Annotated in this window: 18 protein-coding genes and 1 pseudogene; 4 read left to right on the plus strand and 15 right to left on the minus strand. The window is 68.0% G+C overall.

Going from position 1 to position 19,871, the window contains the following annotated elements; all coding sequences use genetic code 11:
- Positions 1 to 11: 11 nt before the first annotated feature.
- The 15 genes and pseudogenes from nuoL to EZJ19_RS06285 form a co-directional block, all read right to left on the minus strand.
- Entirely contained in the window at positions 12 to 2,018 is a 2,007-nt protein-coding gene (nuoL, locus tag EZJ19_RS06220) for an NADH-quinone oxidoreductase subunit L (protein ID WP_131445629.1), read from the minus strand.
- A gap of 4 nt (positions 2,019 to 2,022) precedes the next feature.
- Positions 2,023 to 2,328, minus strand: a complete 306-nt coding sequence (nuoK, locus tag EZJ19_RS06225; RefSeq protein ID WP_131445632.1) for an NADH-quinone oxidoreductase subunit NuoK — start codon at positions 2,326 to 2,328, stop codon at positions 2,023 to 2,025.
- On the minus strand, positions 2,325 to 2,945 hold the full coding sequence (locus EZJ19_RS06230) for an NADH-quinone oxidoreductase subunit J (protein WP_131445635.1): 621 nt from the start codon (positions 2,943 to 2,945) through the stop codon (positions 2,325 to 2,327). The genes nuoK and EZJ19_RS06230 overlap by 4 nt, the downstream gene beginning before the upstream one ends.
- Before the next feature lie 10 nt (positions 2,946 to 2,955).
- Entirely contained in the window at positions 2,956 to 3,444 is a 489-nt protein-coding gene (gene nuoI, locus EZJ19_RS06235; RefSeq protein ID WP_131445686.1) for an NADH-quinone oxidoreductase subunit NuoI, read from the minus strand.
- Positions 3,445 to 3,457: 13 nt separating this feature from the next.
- Entirely contained in the window at positions 3,458 to 4,480 is a 1,023-nt protein-coding gene (gene nuoH, locus EZJ19_RS06240; protein WP_240754679.1) for an NADH-quinone oxidoreductase subunit NuoH, read from the minus strand.
- Between the two features lie 28 nt (positions 4,481 to 4,508).
- Positions 4,509 to 6,823, minus strand: a pseudogene (nuoG, locus tag EZJ19_RS06245) (NADH-quinone oxidoreductase subunit NuoG).
- 1 nt (position 6,824) lies between these two features.
- Positions 6,825 to 8,111, minus strand: a complete 1,287-nt coding sequence (gene nuoF / locus EZJ19_RS06250) for an NADH-quinone oxidoreductase subunit NuoF (protein ID WP_131445641.1) — start codon at positions 8,109 to 8,111, stop codon at positions 6,825 to 6,827.
- Positions 8,108 to 8,584: an NADH-quinone oxidoreductase subunit NuoE gene (gene nuoE / locus EZJ19_RS06255; RefSeq protein WP_131445644.1), complete on the minus strand. Its 477-nt coding sequence runs from the start codon at positions 8,582 to 8,584 to the stop codon at positions 8,108 to 8,110. Before nuoE ends, nuoF begins: the two co-directional genes overlap by 4 nt.
- Complete coding sequence (locus EZJ19_RS06260) at positions 8,581 to 9,834, minus strand: NADH-quinone oxidoreductase subunit D (RefSeq protein ID WP_131445647.1); 1,254 nt, start codon at positions 9,832 to 9,834, stop codon at positions 8,581 to 8,583. The genes nuoE and EZJ19_RS06260 overlap by 4 nt, the downstream gene beginning before the upstream one ends.
- 2 nt (positions 9,835 to 9,836) lie before the next feature.
- Complete coding sequence (locus EZJ19_RS15805; RefSeq protein ID WP_165873483.1) at positions 9,837 to 9,980, minus strand: hypothetical protein; 144 nt, start codon at positions 9,978 to 9,980, stop codon at positions 9,837 to 9,839.
- Positions 9,973 to 10,578, minus strand: a complete 606-nt coding sequence (locus tag EZJ19_RS06265) for an NADH-quinone oxidoreductase subunit C (protein ID WP_131445650.1) — start codon at positions 10,576 to 10,578, stop codon at positions 9,973 to 9,975. The genes EZJ19_RS15805 and EZJ19_RS06265 overlap by 8 nt, the downstream gene beginning before the upstream one ends.
- A 14-nt stretch (positions 10,579 to 10,592) precedes the next feature.
- Positions 10,593 to 11,075: a NuoB/complex I 20 kDa subunit family protein gene (locus EZJ19_RS06270; protein WP_131445689.1), complete on the minus strand. Its 483-nt coding sequence runs from the start codon at positions 11,073 to 11,075 to the stop codon at positions 10,593 to 10,595.
- Between the two features lie 14 nt (positions 11,076 to 11,089).
- Complete coding sequence (locus EZJ19_RS06275) at positions 11,090 to 11,458, minus strand: NADH-quinone oxidoreductase subunit A (RefSeq protein ID WP_131445653.1); 369 nt, start codon at positions 11,456 to 11,458, stop codon at positions 11,090 to 11,092.
- A gap of 332 nt (positions 11,459 to 11,790) precedes the next feature.
- Positions 11,791 to 13,101: an ATP-binding protein gene (locus EZJ19_RS06280; RefSeq protein ID WP_131445656.1), complete on the minus strand. Its 1,311-nt coding sequence runs from the start codon at positions 13,099 to 13,101 to the stop codon at positions 11,791 to 11,793.
- Positions 13,098 to 13,814, minus strand: a complete 717-nt coding sequence (locus tag EZJ19_RS06285) for a response regulator (RefSeq protein WP_131445659.1) — start codon at positions 13,812 to 13,814, stop codon at positions 13,098 to 13,100. Before EZJ19_RS06285 ends, EZJ19_RS06280 begins: the two co-directional genes overlap by 4 nt.
- Positions 13,815 to 14,043: 229 nt before the next feature.
- Between EZJ19_RS06285 and EZJ19_RS06290 the strand changes: the two genes are divergently transcribed.
- Genes EZJ19_RS06290 through EZJ19_RS06305 form a run of 4 tightly spaced genes read left to right on the plus strand, consistent with a single transcriptional unit; the run spans position 14,044 to position 19,784 of the window.
- Positions 14,044 to 15,123, plus strand: coding sequence for an efflux RND transporter periplasmic adaptor subunit (locus tag EZJ19_RS06290; RefSeq protein ID WP_131445662.1), 1,080 nt, complete (start codon positions 14,044 to 14,046; stop codon positions 15,121 to 15,123).
- 2 nt (positions 15,124 to 15,125) lie between these two features.
- Positions 15,126 to 18,188, plus strand: a complete 3,063-nt coding sequence (locus EZJ19_RS06295) for an efflux RND transporter permease subunit (protein ID WP_131445665.1) — start codon at positions 15,126 to 15,128, stop codon at positions 18,186 to 18,188.
- A 1-nt stretch (position 18,189) separates the two neighbouring features.
- Complete coding sequence (locus EZJ19_RS06300) at positions 18,190 to 18,495, plus strand: DUF3240 family protein (protein WP_131445668.1); 306 nt, start codon at positions 18,190 to 18,192, stop codon at positions 18,493 to 18,495.
- Complete coding sequence (locus EZJ19_RS06305) at positions 18,492 to 19,784, plus strand: TolC family protein (RefSeq protein WP_131445671.1); 1,293 nt, start codon at positions 18,492 to 18,494, stop codon at positions 19,782 to 19,784. The genes EZJ19_RS06300 and EZJ19_RS06305 overlap by 4 nt, the downstream gene beginning before the upstream one ends.
- Positions 19,785 to 19,871: the final 87 nt, after the last annotated feature.

Raw genomic sequence — 19,871 nt, forward strand, 5'->3', positions numbered from 1 at the left:
GTTGTTCTCGATCAGAGCTGGACGAACCAGGTCGCCAGGAGCGCCACGCCGATGATCATGGCGAAGGCGTAGTGGTAGATGTAGCCGGACTGCAGGTGACGCGCGACGGCGGCGATGCGGCCGACCAGGCGGGCGGAACCGTTCACCAGCAGGCCGTCGATGGCGGTGACGTCGCCCCAGCGCCATAGCTTGCCGCCGATCAGGCGGGCGCCGCCGGCGAAGAACCAGTCGTTGAAGCGGTCGAAGCCGTACTTGTCCTCCAGGATGGCGTACAGGACGCCGGCCTTGGCGCGGATCTTCTGCGGCAGGTCGCGCCGGACCATGTACAGGTAGTAGGCGGCCGCCACCCCGGCCAGGGCGAGCCAGAAGGGCGCGGTGGCGAAGGCGTGCAGGGCCATGGCGCCGGCGCCGTGGAACTCGGCTCGGAGCTCCTCCATGGCGGGGTGCGCCTCGGCATTGATGTAGATGGCCGAGCCGAAGAAGTCGCCGTACAGCATGGGCTCGATGTAGGCCCAGCCGGTGTACACGGACGGGATGGCGAGCAGCACCAAGGGCAGCCAGACCACCCACGGCGACTCGTGCGGGGTGTGGTGGCCGTGGCCGCCGTGGTCGTCGTCCTTGCCGCCTTCCTGGTCGTGGCCGGTATGGGCGTTGTGGAAACGCTCCTTGCCGTGGAAGACCATGAAGTACATGCGGAAGGAATAGAAGGCGGTGACGAACACGCCGGCGGTCACCGCGAAGGCCGCGAAGCCGGAACCCCAGAGGTGGGAGGCGTGCACGGCCTCGATGATGGAATCCTTGGAATAGAAGCCGGACAGGCCCGGGGTGCCGATCAGGGCCAGGGAGCCGATCAGCAGGGTGAGCCAGGTGATCGGCATGTACTTGCGCAGGCCGCCCATGTTGCGGATGTCCTGGTCGTGGTGCATGCCGATGATCACGGAGCCGGCGGCCAGGAACAGCAGGGCCTTGAAGAAGGCGTGCGTCATCAGGTGGAAGATCGCCACCGAGTAGGCCGAGGCGCCCAGGGCGACGGTCATGTAGCCGAGTTGGGACAACGTCGAGTAGGCGATCACCCGCTTGATGTCGTTCTGGATCATGCCCAGGAAGCCCATGAACAAAGCGGTTATCGCGCCGATGACCATGACGAAGCTGAGCGCGGTGTCGGACAGTTCGAACAGCGGCGACATTCGGGCGACCATGAAGATGCCGGCGGTCACCATGGTGGCGGCGTGGATCAGGGCGGAGATCGGGGTCGGGCCCTCCATGGAATCGGGCAGCCAGACGTGGAGCGGGAACTGGGCCGACTTGCCCATGGCGCCGATGAACAGCAGGATGCAGATCACCGTCAGGAGCGACCAGGGGTGGCCCTCGATCAGGGAGATCGAGTGGTCGGCCAGCATGGGCGCGGTCTGGAACACCTGGGCGTAGTCGAGGCTGCCGAAATAGGCCAGAACCAGGCCGATGCCGAGCAGGAAGCCGAAGTCGCCGACCCGGTTGACCAGGAAGGCCTTCAGGTTGGCGTAGATGGCCGACTCGCGGGTGTACCAGAAGCCGATCAGCAGGTAGGACACCAGGCCGACCGCCTCCCAGCCGAAGAACAGCTGCAGGAAGTTGTTCGACATCACCAGCATGAGCATGGAGAAGGTGAACAGCGAGATGTAGCTGAAGAAGCGCTGGTAGCCGTCGTCGTCGGCCATGTAGCCGATGGTGTAGACGTGCACGCAGAGGGACACGAAGGTCACCACCAGCATCATCACCGTGGTCAGGCGGTCGATCAGGAAGCCCACCTCCAGGCTCACCTTGCCGCTGGTCAGCCAGGTGTAGACGGCGCCGTTGTAGGTGTGGCCGGCCTGGACGTCCTGGAAGATCAGCAGGGAGGCGAGGAAGGCGACCAGGACGCCGAGGATGGTGACGGTATGGGCGCCGATGCGGCCGATCTGCTTGCCGAACAGGCCGGCGACGATGGCGCCGGCCAGGGGCGCCAGGGGCACGGTCAGATAGAGAGTATGCATGTCCATGGCATCAACCCTTCAGGCTGTCGAGGTCATCGACGTTGATGCTGCGCAGGTTGCGGAACAGCACCACGAGGATGGCCAGACCGATCGCCGACTCGGCGGCCGCCACGGTCAGGATGAAGAACACGAACACCTGCCCGGCGGTGTCGTTGAGGTAATGCGAGAAGGCGATGAAGTTCAGGTTCACCGCCAGCAGCATCAGCTCGATGGCCATGAGCAGGATGATGACGTTCTTGCGGTTCAGGAAAATGCCCAGGACGCCGATGGCGAACAGGATGGAACCGAGGATGATGTAGTGGTCGAGGCCGATCATTCGTCATCCTCCACGGGCTTGGCTTCGGGCTTTTGCGGCTTCAGGTTGACCATGCGGATGCGCCCTTCGTGGGTCTGGCGCACCTGCCAGCCGACGTCGATGATCTTGCGGTTGGGGCGCCGGCGCAGGGTCAGGGCGATGGCGGCGACGATGGCCACCAGCAGGATCACCGCGGCCAGTTCGAAGGCGTAGACGTAGTCGGTGTAGAGCAGCAGGCCCAATTGCTTGGTGTTGCTGAAGTCGGCCGGCAGAGGTGCCGGGGCCGTGAGGCCGAAGCGGTCGCCGCCCAGGACCACCACCATCTCGACCGCCATCAGGCCGGCCACCAAGGCGGCGATGGGCAGGTAGTCCCAGAAGCCCTTGCGCATCTCCTCGATGTTGATGTCGAGCATCATGACCACGAAGATGAACAGCACCATCACGGCGCCGACGTAGACCAGCACCAGGGTGATGGCCAGGAACTCGGCCTCGAGCAGGAGCCAGATGCCGGCCGCGGTGAAGAAGGCCAGGACCAGGGCCAGGGCGGCGTGCACCGGGTTCTTGGCGGTGACGACGCGCAGGGCCGACAGGAGCAGGATGGCGGCGAAGAAGTAGAAAACCAGGCTGGCGAAATCCATGTCGTGTCCGTTAACGGTATTTGGCGTCGGCGGCCTTGTCCTGGGCGATCTGGGCCGCGTACTTGTCGCCCACCGCCAGGAGCATGTCCTTGGTGTAGTAGAGGTCGCCCCGCTTCTCGCCGTGGTAATCGAAGATGCGGGTCTCGACGATGGCGTCGACCGGGCAGGCCTCCTCGCAGAAACCGCAGAAGATGCACTTGGTCAGGTCGATGTCGTAACGGGTCGTGCGCCGGGTGCCGTCGTCGCGCTGGGCGGTCTCGATGACGATCGCCATGGCCGGGCAGACGGCCTCGCACAGCTTGCAGCCGATGCAGCGCTCCTCGCCGGACGGATAGCGGCGCAGGGCGTGCAGACCGCGGAACCGCGGACTCTGGGGCGTGCGCTCGTCCGGATACTGGATGGTGATCTTGGGCGCCCACAGGTGGCGCCAGGTCACCGCCAGGCCCTGCAGCAGCTCGACCAGGAGGAAGGCCTTGAAGTAGTACTTGATGCGATTCAGCATGGCGGCCCCCTTAGTGGAACAGGTAACCCAGCGGGGTCTGCATGAAGGCGCCGACCACCAGGATCCAGACCAGGGTGACCGGGATGAACACCTTCCAGCCCAGGCGCATGATCTGGTCGTAACGGTAGCGTGGGAAGGTGGCCCGGAACCAGAGGAAGCAGAACAGCACGAAGCTCATCTTGGCGAACAGCCAGACCATGCTGTCGGGCAGGAAGGGCAGCGGCGACAGCCAGCCGCCCAGGAACATGATGGCCACCAGCGCCGCGACCAGGATCATGTTGGCGTACTCGGCCAGGAAGAACACCGCGAAGGCCATGCCGGAATAGTCGACGTGGAAGCCGGCGACGATCTCCGACTCGCCTTCCGCGACGTCGAACGGCGCCCGGTTGGTCTCGGCCACGCCGGCGATCAGGTAGACGATGAAGAGCGGGAACAGGGGCAGCCAGTACCACTGCCAGAAACCGCCCGCCTGGTGCTGGACGATCTCGACCAGGTTCAGGCTCTGGGCGCTCATCAGGACGCCGACCAGGGCGAAGCCCATGGCGATCTCGTAGGACACGATCTGGGCCGCGGAACGCAGGGCGCCCAGGAGGGCGTACTTGGAGTTCGACGCCCAGCCGGCCACGACGACGCCGTACACCCCCATGGAGGTGATGGCCATGATGTAGAGCAGGCTGGCATCGACGTTGGCCAGGACCATCCGGTCGTTGAACGGCACCACCGCCCACGCCGCCATGGCCGGGGCGATGGCGAGCACCGGGGCGGTCAGGAACAGGGTCTTGTTGGCCCCCGTGGGCAGCATGATCTCCTTGGTCATGAGCTTGACCGCATCGGCGATCGGCTGGCCCAGGCCCCAGAGGCGGTAACCGAAGAAACCGACCCGGTTCGGGCCCATGCGCACCTGCATCCAGCCGATGATCTTGCGTTCGGCGTAGGTCAGGTAGGCGACGGCGATCAGCAACGGCAGGACGATGACGACGATCTTGATGACGATCCAGGTCGGCATCCAGGCCGGGCCGAGAAGTTGCTGCATGGTTTCCATCACATCTTCTCCCGGCCCATTACATTTTCTCCAAAGTCAGCTCGCCGTAGCGGGCCCCCAGACGGCTGGCCGCGGCCAGACAGGCGGGCACGCGCACGACGTCGTCCGGCAGGGCATCGTCGCGCACCAGCTTGAGGACCGTCTCGGCGCCGTCCTGGCTCACCTTGACCGGCTTGTCGATGCTCAGGCCGAGGCGGGCGATCAGGCTTCCGCTGGCGGCGGCGGCCTGACCGGCCTGGCCGTCGGCGGTCGCCTGCAGGGCCGGGGCCCGGCGGGTGTAGGCGTCGAGCTGGTAGATCGGCGTCTCGCCCAGGCGCTCGATGCCGGTACCGGCATGCAGGGCGGTCACGGCGACGCCGGCGATGCCGTTGCCGAGCCGGCCGGCAATCGTCGCCTCGCCCTGCGGCAGGGCCTCGGCGAGCACCTGGGCGACCGTGTCCTGGTCGAAGCCGGGCAGTTCGAGCTGGTTGCCGAGCACGCGCAGCACCTTCCAGGCCGGCCGGGCCTCGCCCTGGGGCGCGGCGGCGGCGCGGAAGGACTGCAGGCGGCCTTCCATGCTGACGTAGCTGCCGGCGGTCTCGGCGTAGGCGGCGACCGGCAGCATGACCTGGGCGTAGTCCATGGTCCGGGTCTTGAACGGGCTCAACACCACGACCAGTTCGGCGGATTCCAGGGCCCGGCGCGCCTGGGCGCTGTTCCAGGCCTCCAGTTCCGGCTCGGCGCCGAGGATGACGTAAGCCTTCTTGGCCTCCGCGAACATGGCGGCGGCATGCGCCCCGCCCTGCCCCGGCCGGCAGTTGACCACCCCGGCACCGACCTGGTCCGCGCTGTCGACCAGGAAGCCGAACCGGGCACCGGTGGCCTCGGCGATGGCCTGGGCCAGGGCGTGCAGTTGGGCGGCAGCGGGATGCTGCTGCGCCACCGCGCCGAGCAGCACGGCCTTGCTCGCGCCCGACTTCAGGCTCTCGGCCATGGCCTGGGCGGCGGCCGACACGGCCACGGTGCCGAGGCCGTCGATCCGGGCCCCGGCCGCCTTGGCGACCTGGGCCAGGGCCTCGACGAGACCCGACGGGCGCACGATGAGCTTGTTGGCGACCCGGCACAGGAGGTCGTCGTCGGCGGCGTGCACGACGTTGAGCTGCAGGCCTTTCTTGACCGCCTGGCGGAGGCGCTGGGCGACCAGGGGCTGTTCCTTGCGCAGGCTGGAGCCGACCACCAGGCAGCGGTCCAGGCCGCTCAGGTCGGCCACCGGCATGCCCAGCCACTCGACGCCGGCGCGCGTGCCGGAGAAGTCGGCCCGGTCGATGCGGCTGTCGACGTTTTCGCTGCCCAGGGCCCGGGCCAGCTTCTGGAACAGATGCAGTTCCTCGACGGTCTGGCGCGGCGAGGCGATGAAGCCGATGGCGTCGCCGCCATGGTTCTCGCGGATCACCTTGAGGGCACCGGCCGCCTGGGCCAGGGCCTTGCGCCAGTCGAGCTCGACCCAGTGGCCGCCGTCCTTGACCATGGGCGCGAGCAGGCGCTCGTCCGAATTGATCGCCTGGTACGAGTAGCGGTCGCGGTCGGCCAGCCAGCATTCGTTGACGGCCTCGTTCTCCACCGGCGTGGCGCGGAAGACGTGGTTGCCCTTGACGTGCACGGCCATGTTGGCACCCAGGCCGTCGTGCGGGCTGATCGTCCGGCGCCGGGACAGCTCCCAGGGCCGGGCGCTGAAGCGGAACGGCTTCGAGGTCAGGGCGCCGACCGGGCAGAGGTCGATGACGTTGCCGGACAGCTCGGAGGTGACCTGATGGGCCAGGAAGGGCATCACCTCCATGTGCTCGCCGCGGCCGGGCATGCCCAGTTCCATCATGCCGGCGATCTCCTGGCCGAAGCGCACGCAGCGGCTGCAGTGGATGCAGCGGGTCATGTCCGTCGCCACCAGGGGCCGAGGTCCTTCTCCTTGACGACGCGCTTGGCCTCGGCATAACGGGAGGCGACGCCGCCGTAACCCATGGCGATGTCCTGCAGCAGGCACTCGCCGCCCTGGTCGCAGATCGGGCAATCCAGGGGGTGGTTGATGAGCAGGAACTCCATGACGCCCTTCTGGGCCGCCACCGCCTTGTCCGAGTGGGTGCGCACCACCATGCCCTCGGCCACCGGGGTGGCGCAGGCCGGCAACGGCTTGGGCGCCTTCTCCACCTCGACCAGGCACATCCGGCAACTGGCCGCGATGCTCAGCTTCTTGTGGTAGCAGAAGTGCGGGATGTAGATACCGGCCTGGCGGGCGGCATCCATCACCGTACTGCCGGCGGCAACGTCGATCTGCTTGTCGTCGATGGTGATCAGCGGCATCTCACGACCCCACTAGGCACTTTTTGTGCTCGATGTGATATTCGAATTCCTTGCGGAAGTGCTTGATAAAGCTCTGCACCGGGCCGACCGCGGCATCGCCCAACGCGCAGATGGTGCGCCCGGCGATGTTGGTGCCGACGTTCATCAGCAGGTCGAGGTCCTCGGGCCGGCCCTCGCCGTGCTCGATCCGCTTGATGACCCGGTACATCCAGCCGGTGCCCTCGCGGCAGGGCGTGCACTGGCCGCAGGACTCCTCGTAGTAGAAGTAGGACAGCCGCTCCAGGGCCTTGACCATGCAGGTGGTCTCGTCCATGACGATGACCGCCCCGGAACCGAGCATGGAGCCGGCCTTGGCGATCGAATCGAAGTCCAGGGTGCAGGCCATCATGACGTCGGCGGGCAGGACCGGGGCGGAGGAACCGCCCGGGATGACCGCCTTCAGCTTGTGGCCGTTGCGCACGCCGCCGGCCATCTCGAGGAGGTCGCCGAACGGGGTGCCGAGAGGGATCTCGTAGTTGCCCGGCTTGTTGACGTGGCCCGAGATGGAAAAGATCTTGGTGCCGCCGTTGTTCGGCTTGCCGAGGTCGAGGAAGGCCTGGCCGCCGTGGCGCATGATCCAGGGGATGGAGGCCAGGGTCTCGGTGTTGTTGATGGTGGTCGGCTTGCCGTACAGGCCGTAGCTGGCCGGGAACGGCGGCTTGAAGCGGGGCTGCCCCTTCTTGCCTTCCAGGGATTCCAGCAGGGCGGTCTCCTCGCCGCACACGTAGGCGCCGTAGCCGTGGTGGGCATGGAGGTCGAAGTCCCAGCCGGAACCGCAGATGTTCTTGCCGAGATAACCCGCCGCCCGCGCTTCCTCGAGCGCCTTTTCCCAGGACTGGTAGAGCTCGAAGATCTCGCCGTGGATATAGTTGTAACCCGCCCGGGCACCCAGGGTGTAGCCGGCGATGATCATGCCCTCGATGAGCTGGTGCGGGTTGAACTCGACGATGTCGCGGTCCTTGAAGGTGCCCGGCTCGCCCTCGTCGGTGTTGCAGACGACGTATTTGTCGCCGTCGTAGTTGCGCGGCATGAAGGACCACTTCAGGCCAGTCGGGAAGCCGGCACCGCCGCGCCCGCGCAGGGCCGACAGCTTGACCTCCTCGATGATCTTCTCGGCCGGCACCTTCTCGGCCAGGATCTTCTTCAGGGCCGCATAACCGCCGTTGGCGACGTAGGTCTCCAGGGCCGCGGGATTCGGGTGGTCTAGGGTCCAGAGGCAGACCTTGGGGCCGGTGTAGGGCACGCTCATTTCAGCTCGTCCAGCAGCTTGTCCACGACTTCCGGGGACAGGTGGGTATGCATCTTGTGGTTGTTGTGCAGGCACAGCGGACCGCTGCCGCAGGTACCGAAGCACTCGCCCTCGCGCAGGGTGAAACGGCCGTCCGGCGTCGTCTCGCCGAAGTCGATGCCGAGCTTCTGCTTGAGGTAGTCGGCCACCTTGTCGGCCCCCTGGAGCTGGCACGGCAGGTTGGTGCACACGGTGATCTTGTGGCGCCCGCAGGGTTCCAGCTCGTACATGTTGTAGAAGGTGGCGACCTCGTACACGGCGATGGCCGGCATGCCGAGGTAGGCGGCGACGAACTCGATCGTCTCGGGTGCCAGCCAGCCCTTCTCGACCTGGGCGATGCGCAAGGCGGCCATCACCGCCGACTGCTTCTGGTCGGCCGGATACTTGGCGATCTCCTTGTCGATCTGGGCCAGGGATTCTGCAGATAACGTCATCGATCAATGTCCCCGAATACGATGTCCATGGTGCCGATGATGGCCACCACGTCGGCGATCATGAGGCCGCGCATCATCTCGTCCGAGGCGGCCAGGTGGGTGAAGCCGGGCGCGCGCAGCTTCATGCGGTAGGGCTTGTTGCCGCCGTCCGAGACCAGGTAGACGCCGAACTCGCCCTTGGAATGCTCAACCGCCGCGTAGGCCTCGCCGGCGGGCACGTGCATGCCCTCGGTGAACAGCTTGAAGTGGTGGATCAGCTCTTCCATGTTGTTCTTCATGGCCGCGCGCGCGGGCGGCGCGACCTTGTGGTCGCCGGTGATCACAGGCCCCGGGTTGGCCTTCAGCCAGTCGACGCACTGGCGGACGATCCGGTTGGCCTGGCGCATCTCGGCGACCCGGACCAGATAGCGGTCGTAGCAGTCGCCGTTCTGGCCGACCGGGATCTCGAAGTCGAGCCGGTCGTAGACCTCGTAGGGCTGCGTCTTGCGCAGGTCCCAGAGGATTCCGGAGCCGCGCAGCATGGGGCCGGTGAAGCCGAGCTGCTTGGCGCGCTCGGCGTCCACCACGCCGATGCCGACGGTGCGCTGCTTCCAGATCCGGTTCTCGGTCAGCAGGGTCTCGTAGTCGTCGACGCAGGCCGGGAAGCGGTTGGTGAAGTCCTCGATGAAATCGAGCATGGTGCCTTCGCGATTGGCGTTCAGCCGCTTCACCTCGGCAGCGCTCTTGTACTTGTTGACCTCGTACTTGGGCATGCTGTCCGGCAGGTCGCGGTAGACGCCGCCCGGGCGGTAGTAGGCCGCGTGGACGCGGGCCCCGCACACCGCCTCGTAGACGTCCATGAGGTCCTCCCGCTCGCGGAAGGTGTACAGGAACATGGTCATGGCGCCGACGTCGAGGCCGTGGGTGCCGAGCCAGAGCAGGTGGTTCAGGATGCGGGTGATCTCGTCGAACATGACCCGGATGTACTGGGCCCGGATCGGCACCTCGACCTGCATCAGGCGTTCCACCGCCATGCAGTAGGCATGCTCGTTCTGCATCATGGACATGTAGTCCAGGCGGTCCATGTACGGGACGTTCTGCAGGAAGGTGCGGTGTTCGGCCAGCTTCTCGGTGCCGCGATGCAGGAGGCCGATGTGCGGGTCGGCGCGCTCGACGACCTCGCCGTCGAGTTCGAGCACCAGGCGCAGGACGCCGTGGGCGGCCGGGTGCTGCGGGCCAAAATTGAGCGTGTAATTCTTGATTTCGGCCATGGTCAGCAAACCTCTACCGAAGCTGCGGCATCAGCACACCGACGACGCAGCTCAATTTCGTCGCAGGCTGACGTGAGCGAAGCGAACGTTAAGGCCGCAGGCCGGCCGGAGACAAAATTGAGCGTGTAATTCTTGATCTCAGCCATGGCCGACGTCCCCGAAATTCTCTTCCCGGACGATGCGCGGATTGACCTCGCGCGGATCGATGCTGACCGGCTGGTAGATCACCCGTTTCTGTTCCGGGTCGTAGCGCATCTCGACTTGGCCGTAGACCGGGAAATCCTTGCGGAAGGGGTGGCCGATGAAGCCGTAGTCGGTGAGGATGCGGCGCAGGTCCGGGTGACCCTCGAAGACGATGCCGACCAGGTCGAAGGCCTCGCGCTCGAACCAGTTGGCGCAGTTCCAGACGTCCACCACCGAAGCGACCATGGGCAGGTCGTCGTCCGGGCACCAGGTGCGCACGCGCAGGCGATGGTTGCGCACCACCGAGAGCAGATGCATGACCACGGCATAGCGCCCTTCGTCGCGCCCGGTCTCGGCATAGGTCGAATAATCCATGCCGCACAGGTCGATCAGTTCGTCGAAGCGCAGGCCGGACTCGTCGCGCAGTTGCAGGGCGACCTCGTGCCAATCCTCGGCACGCACCTCGATGGTGACCTCGCCGAGGGCGACGCGGCCGTCGACCAGCTTGTCGCCCAGCGCATCCTGCAGGCGCGTGAGCAGCACTTCCGGGGTTACGGGCATCTTGCTTGGATTCCTTAACGGGCGATGGTGTTGGTGCGACGGATCTTGTTCATCAGCTGGCCGAGGCCGAACAGGAGCGCCTCGGCAGTGGGCGGGCAGCCCGGCACGTAGACGTCCACCGGCACGATGCGGTCGCAGCCGCGCACCACGGAGTAGGAATAGTGGTAGTAGCCGCCGCCGTTGGCGCACGAGCCCATGGACAGGACCCAGCGCGGCTCCGGCATCTGGTCGTAGACCTTGCGCAGGGCCGGGGCCATCTTGTTGCACAGGGTACCGGCGACGATCATCAGGTCGGACTGGCGCGGACTGGGCCGGAACACGATGCCGAAGCGGTCGAGGTCATAGCGCGCGGCGCCGGCCTGCATCATCTCGATGGCGCAGCAGGCGAGGCCGAAGGTCATCGGCCAGAGCGACCCGGTCTTGGCCCAGTTGATGACGGAATCGACACTGGTGGTGACGAAACCCTTGTCGTTGAGGCCGCCCTGCACGCCGGCCATGTTCGCTTCCCGGGTCATTCCCATTCCAGGGCTCCCTTCATCCATTCATAGGCAAAGCCGACCACCAGGATGCCGAGGAATACCACCATGGCCCAGAAGCCGAAGGCACCGATCTGGTCGAGGACGACCGCCCAGGGAAACAGGAAGGCGATCTCCAGGTCGAACAGGATGAACAGGATGGCGACCAGGTAATAGCGCACGTCGAATTTCATGCGCGCGTCCTCGAAGGCCTCGAAGCCGCATTCGTACGGGGAATTCTTTTCCGGGTCGGGCTTCTGCAAGCCCAGCGACCAAGCGATGCCGCCACCTATCAGCATGGGGCCGATGCCGACGGCCAAGCCCACCAGTATGAACAGCAGTATGGCGAAATAGTTATCAAGCATTGAGTCCCCTCTACCGCGCAATGCACGCGGAATAACAGCTGAAGTTTATTTGCCCGAGGCGAACCGTGTCAAGCCGAGAAATACCAAAAACCCCATTTAGATCAATGAGTTATTAAATAAGCAAAGGTACTGATAAAGAAATTCGATAACAGCGGGGAGGCGTTTAGGACCCGGCCCGCCCGAGTGCCGGCCGTGCGGATGGGCGCCGACGGACGCTGCCGGGCCGGATTCGCGAAGGCACCGGCGAAGCGCGAGGCGCACCATTTTAGCGCAAGATGGCGAGCGTTTACTATCCGCCCGGCGGCCGTGCCGACGCCGCCTCCCGGCCGGCGTCAGACGCCACGGGGCAGGGTCACCGTGACCCGCAGACCGCCTTCCGGCCGGTTCGCCATGGTCACGTCGCCGCCGTGGGCACGGGCCAGGTTGCGGGCGATGGCGAGCCCGAGGCCGACGCCGCCGGTCTCCCGGTTGCGCGAATTCTCGCCGCGCCGGAACGGCTGGAACATCAACTCGAGGTTCTCGTCCGGGATGCCGGGGCCGTCGTCGTCGATGCGCAGGCGCAGCTCCTGCGCCCCGTCCTCGACCCGGACGCGGCAGTTGCCGCCATAGCGCACGGCGTTCTCGATCAGGTTGGCCAGGCAGCGCTTGAGCGCCTGGGGGCGCGCCTGGATCGGCTGCAGGGCTTCGCCTTCGACGACCACTTCCTGGCCCACCGAGGCCATGTCGTCCTGGAGCGTCGACAGCAGGGCGTTGACGTCGAGCGGCGCCCCCGCTTCCTGGCGCGACTCGCCGCGCAGGAAATCCAGGGTCGCCGCCAGCATGGTCTCCATGTCCTCCAGATCGCGCACGAACTTGGCCCGCTGGGCGTCGTCGGGCAGCATCTCGGCGCGCAGCTTGAGGCGGGTGATGGGCGTCTTGAGGTCGTGCGAGACCGCCGCCAGGATGCGCAGACGGTCATCCAGATAACTGGCCAGGCGGCGCTGCATGGTGTTGAAGGCGTGCGCGGCCTGCCGCAGTTCGCGCGGACCGGTCTCGGGCAGGGGCGGCCCGCCCAGGTTGCGGCCCAGGGCATCGGCGGCCTGGGCCAGGCGCCGCAGGGGCTGTACCGCCCAGCGCATGGCGACCAGGGCGAGGACCGCGATGGCGATGAAGTAACCGGCCAGCAGCGGCAGGTGCCGGCTCGGCTCGACGCCGTTGTCCTTCGGGTAATGGTGGATCGCCTGGACCACCTGGCCGTCGTGCAGGCGGAAGGTGATGTGGGTGGCGATCGGGATGCCGGCGACGGTTTCGTCCGGGCCGCCGGCGACGTGGACGTCGCGCTCCTCGCCCAGGTATTTGCGCAGGTATTTCTGCAACTTGCCGAGGGCGCCCTGCTCCGAGCCGCCGACCGACCGGCCGACCAGGGAAAAGGTGATGCGCGGCGTGCTCAGCACCGGCAGCAGGCCTTCCCGACCGGCCGCCGCCGTGTGGTCCAGGGTCTCGGCCACCGAGGCCAGGCGGGTCACCAGGGGCGCGGCGATCTGCATGGACAGGACGCGCTCGCGTTCCTCCTGGTACAGCCGCTCGGCGATCCACTGGGCGGCCAGCAGGCCCAGCAGCAGGATGCCGGCGACGCGCAGGTAGATGGTGTCGAGGCGCTTCACTGGCGCACCACCGGCACGGCCAGGACGTAGCCCTCGTTGCGCACGGTCTTGATCAGGCGCGGCTCGCGCGGGTCGTCGCCGAGCTTGCGGCGCAGGCGGCCGATCTGCACGTCGATGGCGCGGTCGAAGGCGCTCGCCTCGCGGCCCTGGGTGAACTCCAGTATCTGGTCGCGCGAGAGCACCCGGTTGGCGTGTTCCAGGAGCACCCTGAGCAGCTTGTACTCGGCCCCGGACAGGTCGACCACCACCCCGGCCGGCGACAGCATCTGGCGGGTCTGGGTATCCAGGGTCCAGTCCTGGAAACGGAACCGGCGCACGTCCTCGTCGGCCAGGTTCTCCGGCAGGCAGCCGGCCCGGCGCAGGATGCTCTTCACCCGGGCGAGCAGCTCGCGCGGATTGAACGGTTTCGGCAGGTAGTCGTCCGCCCCCATCTCGAGGCCGATGATGCGATCGACCTCGTCCCCGCGTGCCGTCAGCATCAGGATCGGGATGCGGCTGCCCGCGCGCAGCCGGCGGCACAGGCTGAGGCCGTCCTCGTCCGGCAACATCACGTCCAGGATGACCAGGTCGAAGCGGGCGCTGTCCAGGGCCCGCGCCATCTGGCGCCCGTCCGCCGCCGCGGTGACCCGGAATCCGGCCTGGCCCAGGTACTCGCCCAGCAGGCTGCGCAACTCGGTGTCGTCATCGACGACCAGGATATGGTCTTGTTTCATGGCGGCTATTTCGGGACTCGGCGCTTGATTATTTATCCCCCGGGAACGGCATGGGCATCGGTTTGTAAACGCATGTAACGAGGAGCACGGCTGCGACACGAGCTTACAAAATGCCGGCCGACGGTCGCAAGCCGGCCCCGGGCGGGTGCTCTAAAATTCACCTTACTCATTTCACCACTCTTCCCGGTGCCCTGCCGCCCCATCCCCTCGCATCAACAGGGAGAACTCGATGCCCCGCAATCTGCCGTTTTTCATCCTCTTCATGCTCGCGACCCAGGCCTGGGGTAACGACAACCTGGTCGCCCTGTCGGCCTCGCAACGCGCCGCCCTGCGCATCGCCACCGCCCCCCTGGTGGCCGACGCCGGCGCGGTGAGCGTCGGCCTGCCGGCCCGGGTGACCGTGCCGCCGACCCAGGAGCGCCTGGTCATGGCGCCGCTGGCCGGCATCGTCAGCGAGGTCCGGGTGGCGGCGGGCGACCTGGTCAAGGCCGGGCAGACCCTGGCCGTGCTGCGCGGCGAGGGCCTGATCGGCGCCCAGCGCGACATCGCCCAGGCCGCGGTCCAGTACCGCCTGGCCGAGGAGTCGGCCCGACGCGACGAGGCCCTGTTCAAGGAAGGCATCATCCCCGAGTCGCGCCTGCAGAACGCCCGCGCCGGCCTGGCCCAAGCGCGCGCGGTGTTTAACGAGCGGCGCGCCTGGCTGCGCCTGATCGGCCTCGGCGGCAACGCCATCGTGGCCGCCGAACGGGGCGAGCGCATGACCGACAGCATCGGCCTGGCCAGCCCGATCGCCGGCGTGGTCCTGGAACAGCAGGCCATGGTCGGCGCCCGGGTCGACACCGCCGGCATGCTGTTCAAGGTCGCCCGGCTCGACCCGCTCTGGCTGGAGATCCAGGCGCCGGCCGAGATGGCCGCGCGCATCAAGCCCGGCCAGAAGGTCGGCGTGCCGGGCACCCAGGCCGTCGGCAGCATCCTCTCGGTCGGCCGCGGCGTGAGCGAGGCCCAGACCGTGCCGGTGCGCGCCCGGGTCAGCAACCGGGATGGCCTGCTGCGCCTGAACCAGAGCGTCTCGGCCCGCATCGAGGGCGTCGCCGGCGACAAGCAATGGCGCGTGCCGGTCAGCGCCGTCGTACGCCAGGACGGCCAGAACTGGGTGTTCGTCGAGCGGGCGGGCGGCTTCGAGCCGAAGCCGGTCAAGGTCCTCGCCAAGACCGCCCAGTCGGTCGCCATCGATGCCGCCTTCGTCGGCGACGAGAAGATCGCCATTGAAGGCGTCGCCACCCTCAAGGCCGCCTGGCAAGGGGAATAGGCATGCTTGCCCGTCTGACCGAATTCTCGCTGACCCAGCGCCTGCTGGTGCTCGGCCTCACCCTGCTGCTCGCGGCCGCCGGCATCCAGGCCTGGCGCAGCCTGCCCATCGACGCCTTCCCGGACGTCTCGACCACCCAGGTCAAGCTGATCCTGAAGGCCCCCGGCATGACCCCCGAGGAGGTGGAAAGCCGCATCGCCGCCCCCATCGAGATGGAGATGCTGGGCATTCCCAAACAGCGCATCCTGCGCTCCATGTCCAAGTACGGCCTCACCGACGTCACCATCGACTTCGAGGACGGCACCGACATCTACTGGGCGCGCCAGCAGGTCGCCGAGCGCCTGAACTCCGTGCTCGCCGACCTGCCCGAAGGCGTCAGCGGCGGCCTGGCCCCGATCACCACGCCGTTGTCCGAGATGTTCATGTTCACCGTCGAGGGCGACCAGTACAGCCTGACCGAGCGGCGCGCCCTGCTCGACTGGGTGATCCGGCCCAAGCTGCGCACCCTGCCGGGCGTCGCCGACGTGAACGCCCTGGGCGGCAGCGTGAAGACCTTCGAGGTGGTGCCGGACAACAGCGCCATGAGCGCGCGCGGCGTCACCCTGGCGGAACTGCGCGACGCCATCCAGGCCAACAACCGCAACGACGGCGCCGGCCGCCTGACCGAAGGCGAGGAAGTCTGGCTGGTGCGCGTCGAAGGCGCGGTCACCAACCTGGACGACCTGGCCGGCATCGTGGTCAAGAACGTCGGCGGCGTGCCCGTGCGGGTCGCCGACGTCGCCCAGGTGCGCCTGGGCAGCCTGACCCGCTACGGCGGCGTCAGCAAGGACGGCAAGGGCGAGGCGGTCGAAGGCCTGGTCCTGGGCCTGCGCGGCGCCAACGCCCAGAGGGTGGTGCAGGCGGTCAAGCAGCGCCTGGCCGAGATCCAGCCCACTCTGCCCAAGGGCGTCACCGTGAAGCCCTTCTACGACCGCTCGGCCCTCGTCGAACGGGCCGTGCACACGGTCACCAAGGCCCTGACCGAGGCCATCGTCCTGGTCCTGGTCCTCCTCGTCCTGTTCCTCGGCAATGCCCGCGCCGCGCTCACCGTGGCCCTGTCCCTGCCCCTGGCCGCCCTCGCCACCTTCCTGCTCATGCAGCGCTTCGGCCTGTCGGCCAACCTGATGAGCCTGGGCGGCCTGGCCATCGCCATCGGCATGCTGGTGGACGGCGCCGTCGTGGTGGTCGAGAACATCGTCACCCACCTGGCCCACGACACCAGCGGCCAATCCAAGCTGCACCGGGTGTTCCGCGCCGTGCGCGAGGTGGCGACCCCGACCGGGGCGGGCGTACTCATCATCATGATCGTCTTCCTGCCCCTGCTCACCCTGGAGGGCCTGGAGGGCAAGCTGTTCGTGCCGGTCGCCCTGACCATCGTGTTCGCCCTCGGTGCCGCCCTGGTCCTGGCCCTCACCGTGGTACCGGTGCTGTCCACCTGGCTGCTCAAGGAAGGCGCCCATGGCGACCCCTGGCTGGTCCGCCTGGCCCTGCGCCTGTACACCCCGGTCCTGGACTTCGTCCTGGCCAGGTTCAAGCTGGTCATGATCGCCGCCGCGGCCATGCTGGCGCTGGCCGTCGCCATGTATCCGCTCATCGGCAAGTCGTTCATGCCCACCCTGGACGAGGGCGACCTCCTGGTGCAACTGGAGAAGCTGCCCTCGATCAGCCTGGAGGAGAGCCTGGCACTCGACCGCGCGGTCCAGCAGGCCCTCATGAAGCGGGTACCGGAAGTGGCCGGCGTGGTGGCCCGGGCCGGTTCCGACGAACTCGGCCTCGACCCCATGGGCCTCAACCAGACCGACTCCTTCCTGGTCCTGAAGCCGCGCGAGCAATGGCGCAAGCCGGACAAGGACTGGCTCATGGAAGAGATCCGCAAGGTGATGGCCGACTTCCCGGGCGTCACCTACGGCTTCACCCAGCCGATCGACATGCGCGTCTCCGAGATGCTCACCGGCGCCCGCGGCGACCTCGCCATCAAGGTCTTCGGCTCCGACCTGGACACCCTCAACCGCCTGGCCGGCGAAGTCGAGGCCCTGCTCGGCAAGATCCCCGGCGCCCAGGACGTGTTCAGCCTGAAGAACGACGGCGTGCAGTACTTCAAGGTCGAGGTCGACCGCCTCGCCGCCGGCCGCTACGGCCTCACGGTGGACGACGTCTCGGCCTTCCTGCGCGCCAACCTGGAAGGCCTGCGCCTGGGCATCGTCCAGGAAGGCATCAAGCGTACGCCGCTGGTGCTGCGCGCCGGCGAGGACGTGCGCATGTCGCCGGCCCTGTTCGAGGCCCTGCGCATCCCGACCATGAACGGCGTCGCCCTGCCGCTGCACGAGGTGGCCCGGCTGGTGCGCACGGACGGCCCGGTGGCGGTGAGCCGGGAAAACGCGGCCCGCTACGTCACCATCCAGTGCAACGTGTCCGGACGCGACCTGGTCGGCTTCGTCGACGAGGTGAAGGCCCGGGTCGCGCAGTCGGTCAAGCTGCCGGACGGCTACCAGGTGGTCTACGGCGGCCAGTTCGAGAACCAGCAGCGCGCCGCCGCCCGCCTGGCGGTGGTGGTGCCGATCGCCCTGGCGCTGATCTTCGCCCTCCTGTTCGCCACCTTCAAGTCGCTCAAGCAGGCCGGTCTGGTGATCGCCAACGTGCCCTTCGCCCTGGTCGGCGGCATCGCCGCCCTCTGGCTGACCGGCGAATACATGTCGGTGCCGGCCTCGGTGGGCTTCATCGCCCTGCTCGGTATCGCGGTGCTCAACGGCGTCGTCCTGGTGTCCTACTTCAACCAGCTCGCCGGCGAAGGCATGGCGCCCGACAGCGTGGTGCGCGAAGGCGCCCTGCGCCGCCTGCGCCCGGTCCTGATGACCGCCAGCATCACCGCCTTCGGCCTGGTCCCCCTGCTGCTCGCCACCGGCCCCGGCTCGGAGATCCAGAAGCCGCTGGCCATCGTCGTCATGGGCGGCCTGTTCACCTCCACCGCCCTGACCCTGTTGATGTTGCCGGTGCTGTACCGGCGCCTGATCCTGAAAGACCAATGACATGACCCTGGTGAAACTGTCCCTGGCGGCGCCGCTGCACCTGGAGGACGAACTGGTGGAGCAGTTCCTGGAACGCCCCGAGTGGGCGTCCGGCTTCACCATCTTCAAGGCCGAAGGCTACAGCCGCCACCACGAGAGCCTCAGCGTGGCCGAGCAGGTACGCGGCCGCACCCAGCGCATGCTGGTGCAGATCGTCCTGGAGACCGACAACGCAGAGGCCCTGCTCGAGCACCTCCGGCAACGCTTCCCGAAACGCGACGTGGCCTGGTGGCTGGAGCCGGTGCTCGACTTCGGGAGACTGGCATGACCATGAACAAACGCTTCGCCGCCTGCCTGCTCGGTGCCGCGCTCGCCGCCCTGTACGGGCCGGCCGGCGCCGAACCCGGCCAGGCCGTCCCGCCCGCCGACCTGCCGCCCCTCGCCGCGGTCGACCAGGTGCTGACCGACCAGCCCATGGTGCGCGCCGCCCAGGCCGGGTTGCGCGCCGCCGAGGCCCAGCACCGCGTCCTCCAGGCCGGCGAACATGAATTCAGCCTCGGCCTGACCGGCCAGCAACGGCGCGTCAGCGGCGCATCCAACTACTCCGAGTGGAACGTCAGCCTGCAGCGCGGCCTGCGCCTGCCCGGCAAGGCCGCCCTCGACGACCGGATCGGCCGACAAGGCGTGCTCGCCGCCGGCGAGCGCATCGGCGATGCCCGCCACGAGAGCGGCCGGCAACTGCTGACCCTGTGGTACGGCGCCCGCCTGGCCGGCCTCGAGACCCGGCTCTGGCAGCGCCAGGCCGAGCTGCTGCAGGCCGACCTGGCGGTGGTACAGACCCGGGTCCGGCTGGGTGACGCCGCCCGCCTGGACAGCCTGCAGGCCGAGGCCGCCCTGGCCCAGGCCCGCTCCCAGGCGGTCGCCGCCGAGGCCCGCGAACAGGCCGCCCTGGCCGAGCTGAGCGCCCGTTTCCCGGGCCTGCCGGCCCCCGATGCCAGCGCCGCCGAGCCGGTCACCCCGGCGGGCGACGCGGCGGCCTGGCTGGCCCATACCCTGGAGCACAACCACGAGATGTTGGCGGCCCAGCGCGCCCTCGACCAGGCCGGCCTCATGGCCCGCCGCGCCGAGGCCAACCGGGTGCCGGACCCGACCGTCGGCCTCCATGTCGCCAACGAACAGGGCGGCAACGACCGCATCTTCGGCGTCAGCCTGAACCTTGCCCTCCCGGGCGAGAACCGCCGGGCCCAAGCCCAGGCGATGGCGGCCCAGGCCGACGTGCTGGCCGAAGCCGTCGCGGCCACCCGGCGCCGCCTGGCCGCCGAGTCGGCCGCCAACTGGCAACGCGCGGTTGCCGGCGTCGCCAGCTGGCGCCGCCTGGCCGACGCCGCCGAGGCGGTCGGCCGCCACGCCGACCTGGCGCGCCGGGCCCATGAACTCGGCGAGCTGGGCCTGTCCGAGACCCTGCTCGCGCAACGCAACGCCCTGGACGCCCAACTCGCCGCCGGCCAGGCCCGCCTGGCCGCCAACGAGGCCGTCGCCCGGCTCATGCTCGACGCCCATCAGCTGTGGCCGCTGGGCGGCGAGCACGAGGAAGGCGAAGACCACCCGGCACCCTGACCATCGAGGAGCCCCACCATGCGCAAGCTGCTCCCTATCCTTCTCCTGCCCCTGCTCGGCGCCTGCGCCACGACCACCCAAGTCGCC

Origin of the sequence: Parasulfuritortus cantonensis, assembly GCF_004337445.1 — a bacterium.
Classification (GTDB): Bacteria; Pseudomonadota; Gammaproteobacteria; order Burkholderiales; family Thiobacillaceae; genus Parasulfuritortus; species Parasulfuritortus cantonensis.